This is a genomic window from Nitrogeniibacter aestuarii, assembly GCF_017309585.1.
GTDB lineage: Bacteria > Pseudomonadota > Gammaproteobacteria > Burkholderiales > Rhodocyclaceae > Nitrogeniibacter > Nitrogeniibacter aestuarii.
The window spans coordinates 2180386-2195334 of sequence record NZ_CP071321.1; the positions used below are offsets into that span (position 1 = coordinate 2180386).

At 58.8% G+C, this 14949-nt stretch carries 17 protein-coding genes; 11 read left to right on the forward strand and 6 right to left on the reverse strand.

From position 1 onward, the window contains the following. Positions 1-5 precede the first annotated feature (5 nt). Positions 6-884, forward strand: coding sequence for an endonuclease/exonuclease/phosphatase family protein (locus J0W34_RS09965; RefSeq protein WP_230971557.1), 879 nt, complete (start codon positions 6-8; stop codon positions 882-884). A 21-nt stretch (positions 885-905) separates the two neighbouring features. Here J0W34_RS09965 and J0W34_RS09970 read toward each other — a convergent pair whose 3' ends face one another. The 3 genes from J0W34_RS09970 to J0W34_RS09980 all read right to left on the reverse strand — a co-directional run bounded on the left by J0W34_RS09970 (position 906) and on the right by J0W34_RS09980 (position 2367). Continuing rightward, complete coding sequence (locus tag J0W34_RS09970) at positions 906-1583, reverse strand: DUF2189 domain-containing protein (RefSeq protein WP_227814673.1); 678 nt, start codon at positions 1581-1583, stop codon at positions 906-908. Positions 1584-1677: 94 nt separating this feature from the next. Continuing rightward, positions 1678-1998, reverse strand: a complete 321-nt coding sequence (locus J0W34_RS09975; RefSeq protein ID WP_230971558.1) for a hypothetical protein — start codon at positions 1996-1998, stop codon at positions 1678-1680. Between the two features lie 156 nt (positions 1999-2154). Continuing rightward, entirely contained in the window at positions 2155-2367 is a 213-nt protein-coding gene (locus tag J0W34_RS09980; RefSeq protein ID WP_227814672.1) for a YdcH family protein, read from the reverse strand. Positions 2368-2552: 185 nt separating this feature from the next. Here J0W34_RS09980 and J0W34_RS09985 point away from each other — a divergent pair, with 185 nt between their 5' ends. The 3 genes from J0W34_RS09985 (at position 2553) to htpG (ending at position 5483) form a co-directional block, all read left to right on the forward strand. Then, a complete protein-coding gene (locus tag J0W34_RS09985) occupies positions 2553-2783 on the forward strand; it encodes a DUF3567 family protein (RefSeq protein ID WP_227814671.1) in 231 nt (76 codons plus the stop codon). 98 nt (positions 2784-2881) lie between these two features. Then, entirely contained in the window at positions 2882-3430 is a 549-nt protein-coding gene (greB, locus tag J0W34_RS09990; RefSeq protein ID WP_227814670.1) for a transcription elongation factor GreB, read from the forward strand. Between the two features lie 127 nt (positions 3431-3557). Beyond that, positions 3558-5483: a molecular chaperone HtpG gene (gene htpG / locus J0W34_RS09995; RefSeq protein WP_230971559.1), complete on the forward strand. Its 1926-nt coding sequence runs from the start codon at positions 3558-3560 to the stop codon at positions 5481-5483. 63 nt (positions 5484-5546) lie between these two features. Here htpG and J0W34_RS10000 read toward each other — a convergent pair whose 3' ends face one another. Further along, positions 5547-6995, reverse strand: coding sequence for a chloride channel protein (locus tag J0W34_RS10000; RefSeq protein ID WP_227814668.1), 1449 nt, complete (start codon positions 6993-6995; stop codon positions 5547-5549). 393 nt (positions 6996-7388) lie between these two features. On the opposite strand from J0W34_RS10000, the gene J0W34_RS10005 reads away from it, so the two are divergent. Next, positions 7389-8240, forward strand: coding sequence for a 3-hydroxybutyryl-CoA dehydrogenase (locus tag J0W34_RS10005; protein ID WP_230971560.1), 852 nt, complete (start codon positions 7389-7391; stop codon positions 8238-8240). 42 nt (positions 8241-8282) lie between these two features. Here J0W34_RS10005 and J0W34_RS10010 read toward each other — a convergent pair whose 3' ends face one another. Beyond that, a complete protein-coding gene (locus J0W34_RS10010; RefSeq protein WP_230971660.1) occupies positions 8283-9266 on the reverse strand; it encodes an HpcH/HpaI aldolase/citrate lyase family protein in 984 nt (327 codons plus the stop codon). A gap of 115 nt (positions 9267-9381) precedes the next feature. Continuing rightward, a complete protein-coding gene (locus J0W34_RS10015) occupies positions 9382-10371 on the reverse strand; it encodes a malate dehydrogenase (RefSeq protein ID WP_227814666.1) in 990 nt (329 codons plus the stop codon). A gap of 211 nt (positions 10372-10582) precedes the next feature. Here J0W34_RS10015 and J0W34_RS10020 point away from each other — a divergent pair, with 211 nt between their 5' ends. From J0W34_RS10020 to J0W34_RS10045, 6 genes are all read left to right on the forward strand, one after another. Continuing rightward, entirely contained in the window at positions 10583-11311 is a 729-nt protein-coding gene (locus J0W34_RS10020) for a GntR family transcriptional regulator (RefSeq protein ID WP_227814665.1), read from the forward strand. Positions 11312-11411: 100 nt separating this feature from the next. Next, the gene (gene sdhC, locus J0W34_RS10025; protein WP_227814664.1) at positions 11412-11801 is read left to right on the forward strand and encodes a succinate dehydrogenase, cytochrome b556 subunit; all 390 of its coding nucleotides are present in this window, start codon (positions 11412-11414) and stop codon (positions 11799-11801) included. Continuing rightward, positions 11795-12142: a succinate dehydrogenase, hydrophobic membrane anchor protein gene (gene sdhD / locus J0W34_RS10030; protein ID WP_227814663.1), complete on the forward strand. Its 348-nt coding sequence runs from the start codon at positions 11795-11797 to the stop codon at positions 12140-12142. Before sdhC ends, sdhD begins: the two co-directional genes overlap by 7 nt. A 2-nt stretch (positions 12143-12144) precedes the next feature. Beyond that, a complete protein-coding gene (sdhA, locus tag J0W34_RS10035) occupies positions 12145-13938 on the forward strand; it encodes a succinate dehydrogenase flavoprotein subunit (protein ID WP_227814662.1) in 1794 nt (597 codons plus the stop codon). A 19-nt stretch (positions 13939-13957) separates the two neighbouring features. After that, on the forward strand, positions 13958-14668 hold the full coding sequence (locus J0W34_RS10040; protein ID WP_227814661.1) for a succinate dehydrogenase iron-sulfur subunit: 711 nt from the start codon (positions 13958-13960) through the stop codon (positions 14666-14668). Continuing rightward, positions 14665-14928 carry an FAD assembly factor SdhE gene (locus tag J0W34_RS10045; protein WP_230971561.1) on the forward strand — a complete coding sequence of 88 codons (264 nt, stop codon included), beginning with the start codon at positions 14665-14667 and terminating at the stop codon, positions 14926-14928. The genes J0W34_RS10040 and J0W34_RS10045 overlap by 4 nt, the downstream gene beginning before the upstream one ends. The last annotated feature ends 21 nt before the right edge of the window (positions 14929-14949 follow it).

Sequence of the window (14949 nt, forward strand, 5' to 3'; positions counted from 1 at the left end):
TAATCGTGATCCGTTTCATCAGCTGGAACATTCAATGGGGGCGTGGCGCCGACGGCCTGGTGAAAATGTCACGGCTCATCGACGAAATACGACGTTTGGGCGATTTCGACGTGATTTGCCTGCAAGAGGTCGCCAGTCGTTTTCCCGGACTGAAAGGCGGTGTCGAGGAGGACGGTGTCCGCTGTCTGCAGGCCGCGTTTCCCGATTTCGAGTTGATTGAAGCGTTTCCCGTCGACCGACTGCACCCGGTGAGCGGGCGCAGTCGTTTCGGTAACGTTCTGCTCTCGCGTCTGCCCGTGCTGGCCGCGGCGCGCCACCGGCTGCCATGCCCCCCGGATGATCGATATCCGAGCATGGCGAGATCGGTCGTCGAAGTGGCGCTCAGTCTGCCGATGGGGGCGCCCTTGCGCGTGCTCACCACGCATCTGGAATACTACTCTGCACTGCAACGCTCGGCGCAGGTTGAACGCCTGTGCGAGCTGCAGCAGGAGGCGATCGACGGGTTGAAGGTGCCGATGCATCCTAAAGAGGCGACGGGGCCGTTCGCGCGTCCGCCCTGGCCGGCAGCCGCGCTTCTGTGCGGTGACTTCAACTTCAAGCCCGAGTCAGCCGATTGGCGCCGGATGCAGTCCGGAAACGCGGGCCAGTCAGGCGTGTGGCAGGACGCGTGGCGCGTCTGCCACGGCGCTCAGGATCATCCGCACAGTGTGGGGTTGCACGGCGCCGAGTGGCCCGATCACCCGTATTGCTGTGACTTCTTCTTCGCCTCGGCCGAGGCGGTGCCGGCCGTGAAGGCCGTTCGCTACGATGCGAGTTCAGCCGCGTCGGACCATCAGCCGGTGATGCTGGAAATGGAAGAGGCGGCCTTGCAGCCGCCTCTCTGATACACAGGCACGATAGAGCCGTTACTCTTCGAGTGGTTCAACCAGATCGCGGTAAGCATGCCAGGTGGCATGGCCGATGATCGGCATGAGGACCACGAGACCGATGTGGAAGGTCATGAACCCGATGATGGTCAGGCCGACGATGCCAACCGCCCACGCCATCATGGTGGCCGGGTTGCGAGCAAGCGCCCCCACGCTGGCCAGCATGGCCGTGATGGCGTCCTGGTTGCGGTCGAGCATCAGCGGAATGGACACCACGCTGACTGCGAACACGATGGTGGCGAAGAGCAATCCGACCATGAAATACACACTCAGGAATTCGAAGTTCTCAAACCGTAACACCTGCTCGAGAAATCCGGACAGGTTGGGCATCTCGTTGGTGTAGAAGAGCGCGAACACCACCAGAGAGGCGCGCGCCCAGACCAGAAAGATGACCCCGAGCACCACGGCGAACACGCCGATATTGCCGGCATTGCGCTTCCACACCACGAGCGTTGGCGCGAGCGAGCAGTTCTGCCCCTTTTCCCGGCGGCGACTGATTTCGTAGAGCCCCATGGACAGGAAGGGCCCAAGCAAGAGGAAGCCGGACGTGAGGCCCGACGTGTATTCATAGGCGTGCTCGAACACGAAGGTGATGAGCAGACCCATACCGGCAAAGCAGAACCCGTAGAACAGGCTGGGGATGGGGCATGACTTCATGTCCTGCCATCCGCGTGCGAACCACTTCAGCGGAGAAGTGGCCTTGATGTCCCTGATTGCCGGAAACGGCAAGTGTCCCGAATCCTCCAATACCTCATGCGGCTGCTGCATTCTTGTCTCCTGTTGGTTTGATTGTATGCAGCACACTCGGAGCGCTGGCGTGCTCGGCTCGGTGTGCGAGTCCGGCAGGCCTTTTTTTGCTTCTGATCGTGTTGGGTGCGAGTGGCTCCTGCAGTGCGTGTTTTGATGCCGTCAGCGCAGCCTTTGGGGGGAAGGCGATATCGCTGATCTGCCAATAATAAGCGTAATCAGCACGGCTTTGGCAAGGGCAACGCTCTGAAATGTCGAGTAATTTTTTGTACGGCGAGGGGAATGGTTCCCGCTGGCATTGATGCTGTGCAATAAGTGGTCGCATGTGAAATTCCTGTATTTCGCATCCAGAAAGGCATGCGTTTGAAATTCCGACCATGCGGCATTGCAAAAATTCTTTGGGCGCAAACTATCGACGCGATTGAGCGGATCAATCGCATTCTTCATGCATATTGACTAATCGGGTGTTACGCGGAGCGTGTCAGGCTGGTTCTGGCGGCTCGAGCAGCCGCTCGATGAAGGTGATGCGATCCTTGAGTACCAGCTTGCGCTTCTTGAGCCGGCGGATCATCAGTTGGTCGCCCACGGGGTTGGTGGCGAGCTGGTCAATGGCCATGTCCAGGTCGCGGTGCTCGGCCTTGAGCGTCATCAGTTCTTCGGACCAGTTGGCCTCGACGGTAAAGTCGTCTTGCATTTTTTACCTCTCCGGGGTCTCAAGCTGGTGAAAATGATGCCGTTATGTGACTCAACAGGCAGCTATGGTATGCGGTGACCCGGTCCATGACAACCGTCGTGACTTGATCTTTTCCGGTTGCACCCCACCTGTGCCATGAACAGGATCGTCACCTGACGATTCGTAACCGAATAAGGAGTCGCATCATGGAAGTGGTTTGCAACAACCCGGTCCTGTACGTGGTGGACTTTCCCGGCTTCGACGTGATCGAGGTCATCGACAAGCGCATTGGTCGCGGCACGGTGTTCCGTGATGCTGCTGCTCGCCGATTCAGGGCCGAGCTGGCGGAACTCTCCATGTCTGAAGAAACCTCTGATTTCGACGAGTTGATCGATCACTACCTGACCCTGCTCAATCAGCCAGCGGTCTATCACTAACCCATTGTCTCCCTTGTGACGGCCCGTCGCTTCGCTGGCGACGGGCCGCTTTCTGTTCTACCATCGAACGCCCATTCATGACTGAAACGTGACATGCAATGAGCAAGGCGTTTGTCAAAGCGTCCGAAGATGAGGACGACTCCCCAGAAATACCTGCCGGGCCCGCAGCCGGTGGTGCCATCTACATGACTCGACGTGGCTGGAACGCGCTGAAAGTCGAGCTGGACCAGCTCGTGCGTGACGAGCGCCCCAAGATGGTCGAAACCGTGGCCTGGGCGGCCAGCAATGGCGACCGCTCCGAGAATGGCGACTACATTTACGGCAAGAAGCGATTGCGCGAGATCGATCGGCGCATTCGTTTTCTCATCAAGCGTCTCGAAAACGCCAAGGTGGTTGATCCCGCCGATCAGCAGGAACTCGATCAGGTGTTCTTCGGCGCGACTGTCGTGATTACCGACGATGGCGGCGAGACCGAAAAGACCTACCAGATCGTCGGCGTTGACGAGGCCAATGCGACGTCGGGTCTGATCAGCTGGATTTCCCCGCTGGCCAAAGCCCTGCTCAAGGCGCGAGAGGGCGATGAAGTCCGCTTTCAGACACCCTCCGGACTGAAGGATATCGAGATACTCGAAGTCCGCTACGAGTAGATCGCAGTGACTCGAGTCAGTGTCGAAACGCCCTGCAAAAGGGCGTTTTTCATTTCCAGGGCTTGAAATCGCGCACGCCGCCCCCATCCACTAGCAACGTCACATAGCTTGAATGATGGAGACAGGAATGTCCGAGGCGACCCAAGCCACTGCTGAAAAAATGAATTTCCAGACCGAGGTGAAGCAGATGCTTCACCTCATGATCCACTCGCTGTACTCCAACCGCGAGATCTTCCTGAGAGAACTGATTTCCAACGCCTCTGATGCATGCGACAAGCTGCGTTTCGAAGCCCTGGACAAGTCAGATCTCTACGAAGGCGATGGCGAACTGAAGATTCGCCTCGACTACGATGCGGACGCCGGCACCATTACTGTGTCGGATAACGGTATCGGCATGAGTCGTGAAGAAGTGATCACCAACCTGGGCACGATTGCCAAATCTGGCACCAAGGAGTTCTTCAGCCAGCTCAGCGGCGACCAGAAGAAGGATGCCAACCTGATTGGCCAGTTCGGCGTCGGTTTTTACTCTGCCTTCATCGTGGCCGACAAGGTCAGCGTGCGCACTCGCCGTGCGGGTGCCGCAGCCAGCGACGCGGTGCTGTGGGAATGCAGCATGGGCGCCGAAGCTGCCGGTGAATACACCATCGACGCAACCGACAAGACCGATCGTGGCACCGAAATCACCCTGCACCTGCGCGACGACGCCAAGGATCTGGCCAATGGCTGGCAACTGCGTCAGTTGGTGCGCAAGTATTCCGATCACATCCTTCAGCCCATCGTGATGAAGAAGGAGGAGTGGGACGAAGAAGCCAAGGGGCAGGTGAAAAAGGATGAGGATGAAACGGTCAACCAGGCCAATGCCCTGTGGACCCGTTCCCGCAATGACATCACCGATGAAGAGTACAAGGCCTTTTACAAGCACGTGGGCCATGATTTCGGCGAACCGCTGTCATGGGTGCATGCCCGCGTTGAAGGCCGTCACGAGTACACGCAGCTGCTCTACGTGCCGGAGAATGCCCCGTTCGACCTATGGGACCGTAACGCCCGCCACGGTATCAAGCTGTACGTGCGACGCGTCTTCATAATGGACGATGCCGAAAAGCTGATGCCGTCCTACCTGCGTTTCGTGCGCGGGGTGGTCGATTCGGCCGATCTGCCGCTCAATGTGTCGCGCGAGATTCTTCAGGAGTCGAAAGATATCGACACCATTCGTGCCGGTTGCACGAAGAAAGTCCTGGGCATGCTCGAAGATCTGGCGAAGAACGAGGCTGAGAAGTACGCCAAGTTCTGGTCAGCCTTCGGTAACGTGCTCAAGGAAGGCATTGGCGAAGACATGTCCAACAAGGACAAGATCGCCGGCCTGCTGCGCTTTGCTTCGACGCACAACGACACGCCAGAACAGATCGTCTCTCTCGCCGATTACATCGGGCGGATGAAGGACGCTCAGGACAAGATCTACTTCGTGACTGCCGAAAGCTTCAACGCCGCCAAGAACAGCCCGCATCTCGAGGTGTTCCGCAAGAAGGGCATCGAGGTGCTCCTGTTGTCCGACCGGGTCGACGAATGGGTGATCGGTTATCTGACCGAGTTCGACGGCAAGGCACTTCAGTCGGTGGCCAAAGGTGGTCTGGATCTCGGCGAGCTTGAGGACGAAGAAGAGAAGAAGGCCGCCGAAGCCAAGGCGGACGAGTTCAAGGATCTCGTCGAGCGGATGAAATCCAGTCTGGGTGAGCGCGTGAAGGAAGTGCGCATCACGACGCGTCTGACGGATTCGCCCGCTTGCCTGGTGGCGGATGAACACGATATGGGCATGAATCTGGCGCGCATCCTCAAGGCGGCGGGCCAGGAAGCCCCCATGAGCAAGCCGATTCTCGAAATCAATCCTGAGCACCCGGTTGTCAAGCGACTGGAAAACGAGCAGACACGCTTTGACGACTGGGCGACCGTCCTGTTTGATCAAGCACTGTTGGCCGAAGGTGGCACGCTGGACGATCCGGCAACCTTCGTGAAGCAGATCAACGCACTCATGCTGGCCATGCAGTCCGAAGGCTGACGCGACCAGCGTTCAGCAACAAAAAAACCGCGGCTCTACAAGCCGCGGTTTTTTTGTGTGCGTTCAAGGACTCTTGTCTTGAGGCGTCTCGTCGGTTGAGCCCTTGGGGGCTTCCTCGGTCGTGCTGCCTTCGGCACTCTGTTCCGGCTTGGGCGGCCCCATGATCTCTTTCAACATGAGCTCGTGCGGATCGGGCATTTCGGTTTCAGGTGCCTCGGGTGGCTGATTGGACGCCTTCATCTTGCGTGTGATGTCACGCAGCATGCCGATCGCGAGCGCATCGTAAAGAGGCACCGGTGCAACGGATCGTGAGAAGCCCTGTGCGACGACGGCAGCCCCCATGAGCGGCAAGAGCATCTGGTGGTTCGCGGTCATCTCCATCACGATGACCAGCGAGGTGATGGGCGACTGCGTAATGCCGGCGAGAAACGCCACCATCCCCAGCACAAGGATTGCCGAACTGCTCTCGCCCGGAAGGAGCAGGGCGATATTGGCACCCAGTCCGGCTCCCACGGCAAGTGCGGGTGCGAACACGCCCCCGGGAATGCCACTGATGAACGCGAGCCAGATCACGAAGGCCTTGGCGAACATGAAATAGATCGGCAGGGCTTCCGTGCCTTCGAGGGCCGCCTTGGATTCCGCGTAACCCGTGCCCCAGGTCGTGCCGCCGGTGGCGACACCGATCAGCGCGGTCAGCAGGCCGCAGATGGCAGCAAACAGGACAGGCCTTGTCTTGGCGAAATCACCGACGCGGCCCGGCAGGCCTCGGGAGGAGGCAATGAGCAGCCGGGTCATCAGGCCGCCCGCGAGGCCACCTGCGGCACCACACATGAGCACTGGCCACAGGCCCGAGGGCCAACTGACGGCGGCTGGCGTGCGACCGAAATAGGTGTAGTTACCCAACGTCGCCAGCGACATGAGACCGGCAAAAATCACGGCGATGAGCGTGGTGCTGGAGGCCTTGAAAGCGCGATAGCGCGACAGTTCTTCAATGGCGAACATGATGCCGCCCAGCGGGGTGTTGAAGGCCGCTGCCACGCCGGCGCCCCCGCCCGCGACAATGAGGTCGCGTGTCGGCGCTATCCGTCCGTTCTTCTTGCCGCTGACCAGATTGAGGATCGACGCGCCCACCTGCACCGTGGGGCCCTCACGGCCGATTGATGCGCCCGATAGCAAGCCGACGATCGTCAGAAAGATCTTCGCGACCGCGATCTTGAACGAGAGCAGTCTGTTTCGGATCCGGCTGTCTTCGGTGAGCGAGGCCGCAATAGCCTGAGGAATGCCGCTGCCTTCCGAGCCCGGGAAGAAGCGTTTGGTCAGCCACACGACAAGCGCGAAACCGGCTGGGGCAATGAAAAGGGTGGACCACCAGAATTCGTCATAAATGAGGCGATGGATCTCGATGGCCAGATCCGCACCAATGGCGAATACGATGGCCGCAAGGCCAGCGAGAAGTGTGACACCCACAAGCAGCAGGCGTTTTCGCCAGCGACCGAGAGACAACCATGGCATCGCGTATCGTCGTCCTCCGCGCGCAATCTGTTTGAGCGCACGGGTGTGGGCGGAGATGTTCTCTCGCGATGTGCCGGATGGCGGCATGGGCGGTGCTCGACGGTCTCTGTGGTTGGGGATGTGTCTGACGCGCAGCGTAACACGCGTCGCGCCCTTGATTCATCAGGGCTTTCACGGATTCTGCCGGTTTTGGGCCGTGTTTTCGAGCGAAGGCCTCAAATGCCATTCGTTTTGTCTATCGGGCGTGGCATCTGCACAACAAATCGTGTTGTCGGGCGATGGTGATTGAGTTGCAGTGCACAAGCCGATAGGCTAAATTCTCCATACGCCTAAGTATGGATGCGTTCGCGCATGATCGGGTTTTGACAAAAATTATTCCCAGGAGAATCAGTAGTGACTATTCAGACCATCGGTGTGGTGGGTTCCGGCACCATGGGCAATGGCATTGCCCAGGCGTTTGCCGTTGCCGGGATCAACGTGGTGATGACGGACATCGCTGAAGATGCGCTTGAGCGTGCCGTGAAAACCATTGCAGGCAGCCTGGATCGGCTCATCAAGAAGGAAAAGGCGACCGAGGCCGACAAGGCAGCGGCGCTCAGTCGTATCTCGACAAGCACTTCCCTCGATGCTCTCGCCCAGTGCGATCTGGTGATCGAGGCCGCGACCGAGAATCTGGACATCAAGCTCAAGCTGTTTGCGCAACTCGATGGCATTCTGGCTCCCGAAGCTGTTCTGGCAAGCAACACCTCATCGATCTCGATTACCAAGCTGGCGGCTGCGACGGCACACCCGGATCGCGTGATCGGCATGCACTTTTTCAACCCGGTGCCGATGATGGCGCTGGTCGAACTGATCCGGGGCCTCCAGACCTCGGATGCGATCTATGAAAAGTCGCTGGCTGCGGCGGAAAAGATTGGCAAGACAGCGGTTCAGGTAAGGAACAACCCGGGGTTTGTGGTCAATCGTATTCTTTGCCCGATGATCAATGAGGCCATTTTCGCCTTGAGCGAGGGGCTTGCGACTGCAGAGCAGATCGATGAAGCGATGAAACTCGGTGCCAATCATCCGATCGGACCGCTCGCGCTTTGCGATCTGATCGGCCTCGATGTGCAGCTGGCAATCATGCAGGTGCTGTTCGACGGCTTCAAGGACCCCAAATATCGTCCGGCGCCCCTGCTCGTGGAGATGGTCGAAGCGGGCTACCTTGGACGCAAGAGTGGCAAAGGCTTCTTCGAATACAATTGATTGAGCTGTTCAGAAAGAAGGCCCGGGTGTTCTGGGCCTTTCTCATGCCTTGAAAAATCGTGCCGTGCTCTGTTCCGGAATGGCGCCCCCAGTGGATGCCGCTCGTTTCAGCAAGGTCCAGTAGTACCGGTACGATGCGCGATCGTGCAACTTGCCTTCATGACGGATCGGACCCCAGTGATTGTCCGCTGCCGCGTTGAGAATGGCATCCGCTTCGGCGACTTCGGAAAAGTCGGGTTGCATCGCTGCCAGTATCGGGTCGATCTGATTCGGGTGAATGCTCCACATCCGCAGGTAACCGAACTCCTTTCGCGCCCGCATGGCATCGTTGCGGATGTAGTCGACGTCATTCAACTCAGTGGTCACGTTGTGCGATGGGACTACGCCGTTGGCCAGCGCGGCCGCGGCAATATCGGTTTTGGCACGCGCAATCAGTGGATGATCGAACTGGCCAGGGCTGCGCATCGCGTCCCCCGGTATGGCGCCATGGTGGGCGCTGACGAAATCCATCAGGCCGAAGTCGAGGCTTTCGACGCCGTCGAGCGCCGCAATCTGCCACGCCTCACGCAAGGCACCGTGGGTCTCGATCAGAACGTGGATCGGCAGTTTCCGGTGTTGCCCGTTGAAGCGCTGCTGATCGCGGATAAAAGCGATCTGGATAGCCACGTCGTCGGCCGTGCGCGGCTTGGGCAGCGTCAGAAAGGCGAGCTTCTCTCCGGCGCCTTTGATCAGGATTTCCACATCTCGTTGCCAGGATGGATGTGTGATGTCGTGAATGCGCGCCCCGACACGACTGAATCGGTTCGTTTCCGAATGGATCATGTCGACGACCATGTGGGCATGGGCTTCCTCTTCGCCGGCACGGGCGCCATCTTCGCAATCGCAGGTGATGTCGAACACCGGCCCCTTGTCGTTTTGCAGGAGCAAGGCCTTGCCGATGAGCTTCTCGCTACCAGCGTAGTGGTCGACGGCGGGCATCTGGGTGAGGGTGCGCTCACCCTGGAAAAGAACCTGATCGGGATGCATTGTTAAGGTTTGGAGCTGGTGAGAACGAGTCAGGGAGCATAACAAAACGGAAGGCGGGTACAAAAAAACGGGAGCGTTTCCGCTCCCGTTTTTCTGGCTGCTGCCGATCTGCGAATTACAGCAGATCTTTCACGCCATCACGCTCTTCGAGCAGTTCGTTCAGCGTGTTGTCCATGCGGTCCTTGGAGAATTCGTCGATCTCCAGGCCCTGAACGATTTTGTACTCACCGTTTTCGGTGGTGCAGGGGAAGCCGTAGATGATGCCTTCCGGGATGCCATAGGAGCCGTCAGACGGCACGCCCATGGTGACCCATTCGCCATTGGAGCCCAGCACCCAGTCACGGATGTGATCGATCGCCGCGTTGGCAGCGGAGGCAGCGGAGGACAGGCCGCGTGCTTCGATGATGGCGGCGCCGCGCTTGCCCACGGTCGGCAGGAACACGTCGCGGTTCCAGGCTTCGTCGTTCACCAGACCCTTGACGTTGTCGCCGTTGGACTCGCAGAAGCGATAGTCGGCGTACATGGTCGGGGAGTGGTTGCCCCAGACGACCAGGCTCTTGAGGCTGGCAACGTCACGGCCGGTCTTGGAAGCGAGCTGGGACAGGGCGCGGTTGTGGTCCAGACGCAGCATGCCGGTGAAGTTCTTCGGATTGACGCGGCCGAATTTTTCGGCGGTCTTCATGGCAATGTAGGCGTTGGTGTTGCAGGGATTGCCAACAACCAGGATCTTGCAGTCCGGGTCGGCATACTGGCCAATGGCGGCGCCTTGCACAGTGAAGATCTTGGCGTTTTCGGTCAGCAGGTCCTTGCGCTCCATGCCGGGGCCGCGCGGACGGGCACCGACCAGCAGGGCGACCTGGGCATCCTTGAAGGCAACGTTCGGATCGTCAGTGGCGATCATGCCGGCGAGCAGCGGGAATGCGCAGTCTTCCAGCTCCATCATCACGCCCTTGACGGCTTTTTGCGCCTGCGGAAGATCCAGCAGTTGCAGAATGACCGGCTGGTCCTTGCCAAGCATTTCGCCGCTGGCGATACGGAACAAAAGGCTGTAACCGATTTGACCGGCAGCGCCGGTAACGGCGACGCGAACTGGGGCTTTGCTCATGACGACTCCCTCTCCAGGTGATTAAACGGCTGTTTGATGCCAATGCAATTCGCAGCCTTGAAAAACGGTGCTTTGCGGTATCATATTGCGACCGCACAAAACGCGCTGCATACTAAGGTAGTTCAAACAAAAAATCAATTCATGTCTAATATCTTATATAAGACATAAGACTGGTATTTACCTGACCTGAGTTTTGTGCTGAAATACGCGGATGGCACCTGCGTCCCCAACCTTCAGTCCGCTCTATCGTCAGATCAAGAGTCTGATGATGCATGCGCTCGAATCTGCCGAGTGGCAGCCGGGCCAGGCAATTCCAAGTGAGCAGGAACTTGCCCAGCGCTTCGGCGTGAGTCAAGGTACCGTCCGCAAGGCGATTGACGAAATGGCTGCCGAAAACCTGCTCATTCGCAAGCAGGGCAAGGGCACCTTTGTGGCGTCCCATAACGATCCTCGTGCTTTGTTCCGCTTTCTCCGGCTGGTGCCCGAGAATGGTGATCTTGCGCACCCGACCAGTGTTCCGCTCGAATGCTGGCGCGCCAAGGCGGGGCACGAGGCGTCTCGTGTCTTGCAGATCGAGCCGGGCGAGCCGATCATCATCGTTCGTCGACTTCTCAAATTTAGTTCAAAACCCGTGGTTGTCGACGAAATTTATCTGCCTGGAGAAATTTTTCAGGGGCTGACAATCGAAGTGCTGCAAGGGTGGAACGGTTCGCTCTACAGTCTTTTCGAATCCCGATTCGGGTTGCGGATGATACGCGCCGAAGAGCGCATCCGCGCAGTGGCTGCCGATCGCGGCACCGCCGACACGCTGAATGTGAAGGAAGGTGTTCCGCTGCTATCCGTCGAGCGCGTCACCTATACCTATGGAGACAGGCCGGTTGAATGGCGTCGCGGCCTGTATTCAACCGCCGAGCATTTTTATCTGAATGAATTGAATTAGATCGGGTCGCATGAGCCGGTCTTGGGAAACCGAGCGAAATTGGTGTTCGCTTGTTTTGGGAGTACGGCAGCGATAGCTGTCTTGCAATGAGGGGGAAGTGATGTCCGAAGTGACAGTCAGAAAACAGCGGCCAAAACACTTGGCGCTGAACGAGATCCGTTTGCCATTGCCTGGCATCGTATCCATTCTCCACCGGGTCAGTGGCGCAGGTTTGTTCCTGATGTTGCCGCTGCTCCTTTCCTTGTTTGGTGACAGTGTCGGTTCGCCTGAATCGTTCGCCGCCTACAAGGAAACGGTGTCCAACTGGTTCCTTAAGCTGATCCTCTTCGGTCTGCTGTGGGCCTACCTGCATCACTTCTGTGCCGGTATCCGCTTCCTGTTGCTGGATATGCACAAGGGGCTGGATCTTCAGACCGCGCGTCTGACCTCCAAGATCGTGCTGGGCGTGAGCCTGACGCTGACTGTGATTATCGGGGTGTGGCTATGGTAAAGCGTATTGTTGTCGGGGCTCACTACGGCCTGCGCGATTGGCTGGCGCAGCGTGTCACCGCCACTGTGATGGCGTTGTACACCGTCTTGTTCGCCTTCAAGGCGATTGCGCTGCCCGAAATGAATTACGAAAACTGGAGCGGCATGTTCGCCGGTGGCTTCATGCGTTTTGCCACTTTCCTGTTCTTCATGTCCCTGTTCTACCACGCCTGGGTGGGCGTCCGTGACATCTTCATGGACTACATCAAGCCGGTTGGTGTGCGCCTTGCGCTGCACGTGATCGTGCTGTTCCTGCTCGTTGGTTACGCCGGTTGGGCGGCCCAGATTCTGTGGAGGCTGTAAGCGTGAGTATCGCAAAACGTACTTTTGATGCAGTCATCGTCGGGGCCGGTGGTGCCGGTCTGCGCGCTGCACTGCAACTTTCTGAAGCCGGCCTGAAGACGGCCGTGCTTTCCAAAGTGTTCCCGACCCGTTCGCATACCGTTGCCGCCCAGGGTGGCGTGGCTGCTTCGCTCGGAAACTCGACCGAAGACAACTGGCACTGGCACATGTACGACACCGTCAAGGGGTCGGACTGGCTGGGCGACCAGGATGCCATCGAGTTCATGTGTCGCAAGGCCAATGAAGTGGTCATCGAACTTGAGCACTTCGGTATGCCGTTCGACCGTACCGACAACGGCAAGATCTACCAGCGGCCGTTCGGCGGTCATTCCCAGAACTATGGTCAGTCGCCGGTGATGCGTTCCTGTGCTGCCGCTGACCGTACCGGTCACGCCATGCTGCACGCGCTGTATCAGCGCAACGTGCGGGCAAACACACAGTTCTTCGTCGAGTGGATGGCGCTCGATCTGATCCGCGATGCCGACGGCGACGTGGTGGGCGTGACGGCCATGGAAATGGAAACCGGCGAGGTCACCATCTTCCACGCCAAGGCCACCGTGTTTGCCACGGGTGGTGCAGGGCGTATCTATTACAGCTCCACGAATGCCTTCATCAACACCGGTGACGGTGTCGGTATGGCGGCGCGTGCCGGCATTCCGCTCGAAGACATGGAGTTCTGGCAGTTCCACCCGACCGGCGTGGCCGGTGCTGGCGTGCTGATCACCGAGGGTGTTCGCGGCGAGGGCGGTATCCTGCGTAACTCCGATGGCGAGCGCTTCATGGAACGCTATGCCCCGACCCTGAAGGATCTGGCGTCGCGTGACGTGGTGTCGCGCTCAATGGTGACCGAGATCAACGAAGGTCGCGGTTGCGGTCCTGACAAGGATCACGTGATGCTGGACATCACCCACCTGTCGCCGGACACCATCATGAAGCGCCTGCCGGGTATCCGCGAGATCTCCATCCAGTTCGCGGGTGTTGATCCGATCAAGGCGCCGATTCCGGTCGTGCCGACCTGTCACTACCAGATGGGTGGTATCCCGACCAACTACAAGGGTCAGGTCGTGGTGCCGAAAGACGGCAACCCGAACACCCCGGTGACCGGCTTCTACGCAGCAGGCGAATGTGCCTGCGCATCGGTGCACGGCGCGAACCGTCTCGGTACCAACTCGCTGCTCGATCTGCTGGTGTTTGGCAAGTCAGCGGGCGAAACCGTGGTTGATGACATCCAGTCCGGCAATCTGCGTCTGAAGCCGCTGCCGGAAGATGCGGCCGACTTCGCGCTGGCACGCATGGCCCGTCTGGAAAACCAGACCAATGGCACCGATGTCCATGAAGTGCGCCTCGAAATGCAGCGCGTCATGCAGAAGCACGCCGGCGTGTTCCGCTTCAAGGACCTGCTCGAAGAAGGTGTCAGACAGATCCTCGACGTAGCCGAAAAAGCCAAGAGCACCGAGATCAAGGACAAGTCCAAGGTCTGGAACACCGCGCGCCTCGAAGCGCTGGAACTCGACAACCTGATCGAAGTGGCCAAGGCGACCATGATCTCTGCCGAGAACCGCAAGGAATCCCGTGGTGCCCATGTGCGTGATGACGCGCCGGACACCGAGGAATTCCCCAACGGCCGTAACGACGGTGAGTGGCTGAAGCACACGCTGTGGTTCAGCGAAGACAACCGTCTGGAATACAAGCCGGTTAACCTGGAGCCGATGAACGAAGGCACCAAGGCAATCGCGCTCGCCAAGCGTACCTACTGAGCGCCCGGGAGTCGAAACAATGAGCAAACGTACCGTTCAATTCAAGATCTACCGTTACGATCCGGATCGCGACGACAAGCCCTACATGCAGGACATCTCTGTCGAGCTCGAAGCTTCTGACAAGAAACTGCTGGACGCGCTGGTTCGCCTGAAGGCCAAGGACGACACCCTGTCGTTCCGACGTTCATGCCGTGAAGGTGTGTGTGGCTCCGACGCCATGAACATCAACGGCAAAAACGGCCTGGCCTGTCTGACCGACGTGGACAGTCTGCCGCAGCCGATCACGCTGCGCCCGCTGCCGGGTCTGCCGGTCATTCGCGACCTGATCGTGGACATGACCCAGTTCTTCAAGCAGTACCACTCGATCAAGCCCTACCTCGTGAACAACGAGCCGACGCCGGAGCGTGAGCGCCTGCAGACGCCGGAGGAACGCGAGGAACTCAACGGCCTGTACGAGTGCATCCTGTGTGCCTGCTGCTCGACCTCTTGCCCGTCGTTCTGGTGGAACCCGGACAAGTTCGTTGGCCCGGCTGGCCTGCTGGCTGCCTACCGCTTCCTGGCGGATACGCGCGATCAGGACACCACGGCCCGCCTCGATAACCTCGAGGATCCGTATCGCCTGTTCCGTTGTCACTCCATCATGAACTGTGTTGACGTCTGTCCGAAGAGTCTGAACCCGACCAAAGCGATCGGGAAGATCAAGGACATGATGGTCAGCCGCGCGGTATGACAATCAATCGGGGGCGCGTTCGGTGGCACTGTCGTCGGGCTCTTCTGGAGCTTGACCTGGTGTTTTCGCGCTTCCTCGATGACCAGTTTGACCACTTGAGCGATGCTCAGGTGGAAGATTTGCAGGAACTGCTGAACCTCGAAGATCACGACCTTTGGGCCATGGTCAACGGGAGCAAGGAATGCACCGAAAAGCGCTGGTCGCTGTTCATCGAGATGCTGCGCCACTCCAGTGACGCAGCCCGCTCGGGCGACGCGTAATAACTACGGGTAACACAGAGG

Bases quoted from the DNA above. Each gene is read 5' to 3' on its own strand.
- J0W34_RS09970 (WP_227814673.1), bottom strand. From the start codon at position 1,583: ATGAAGTCATGCCCCATCCCCAGCCTGTTCTACGGGTTCTGCTTTGCC.
- J0W34_RS09975 (WP_230971558.1), bottom strand. From the start codon at position 1,998: ATGCGACCACTTATTGCACAGCATCAATGCCAGCGGGAACCATTCCCC.
- J0W34_RS09980 (WP_227814672.1), bottom strand. From the start codon at position 2,367: ATGCAAGACGACTTTACCGTCGAGGCCAACTGGTCCGAAGAACTGATG.
- J0W34_RS09985 (WP_227814671.1), top strand. From the start codon at position 2,553: ATGGAAGTGGTTTGCAACAACCCGGTCCTGTACGTGGTGGACTTTCCC.
- greB (WP_227814670.1), top strand. From the start codon at position 2,882: ATGAGCAAGGCGTTTGTCAAAGCGTCCGAAGATGAGGACGACTCCCCA.
- htpG (WP_230971559.1), top strand. From the start codon at position 3,558: ATGTCCGAGGCGACCCAAGCCACTGCTGAAAAAATGAATTTCCAGACC.
- J0W34_RS10000 (WP_227814668.1), bottom strand. From the start codon at position 6,995: ATGCCATGGTTGTCTCTCGGTCGCTGGCGAAAACGCCTGCTGCTTGTG.
- J0W34_RS10010 (WP_230971660.1), bottom strand. From the start codon at position 9,266: ATGCATCCCGATCAGGTTCTTTTCCAGGGTGAGCGCACCCTCACCCAG.
- J0W34_RS10015 (WP_227814666.1), bottom strand. From the start codon at position 10,371: ATGAGCAAAGCCCCAGTTCGCGTCGCCGTTACCGGCGCTGCCGGTCAA.
- J0W34_RS10020 (WP_227814665.1), top strand. From the start codon at position 10,583: ATGGCACCTGCGTCCCCAACCTTCAGTCCGCTCTATCGTCAGATCAAG.
- sdhC (WP_227814664.1), top strand. From the start codon at position 11,412: ATGTCCGAAGTGACAGTCAGAAAACAGCGGCCAAAACACTTGGCGCTG.
- sdhD (WP_227814663.1), top strand. From the start codon at position 11,795: ATGGTAAAGCGTATTGTTGTCGGGGCTCACTACGGCCTGCGCGATTGG.
- J0W34_RS10040 (WP_227814661.1), top strand. From the start codon at position 13,958: ATGAGCAAACGTACCGTTCAATTCAAGATCTACCGTTACGATCCGGAT.
- J0W34_RS10045 (WP_230971561.1), top strand. From the start codon at position 14,665: ATGACAATCAATCGGGGGCGCGTTCGGTGGCACTGTCGTCGGGCTCTT.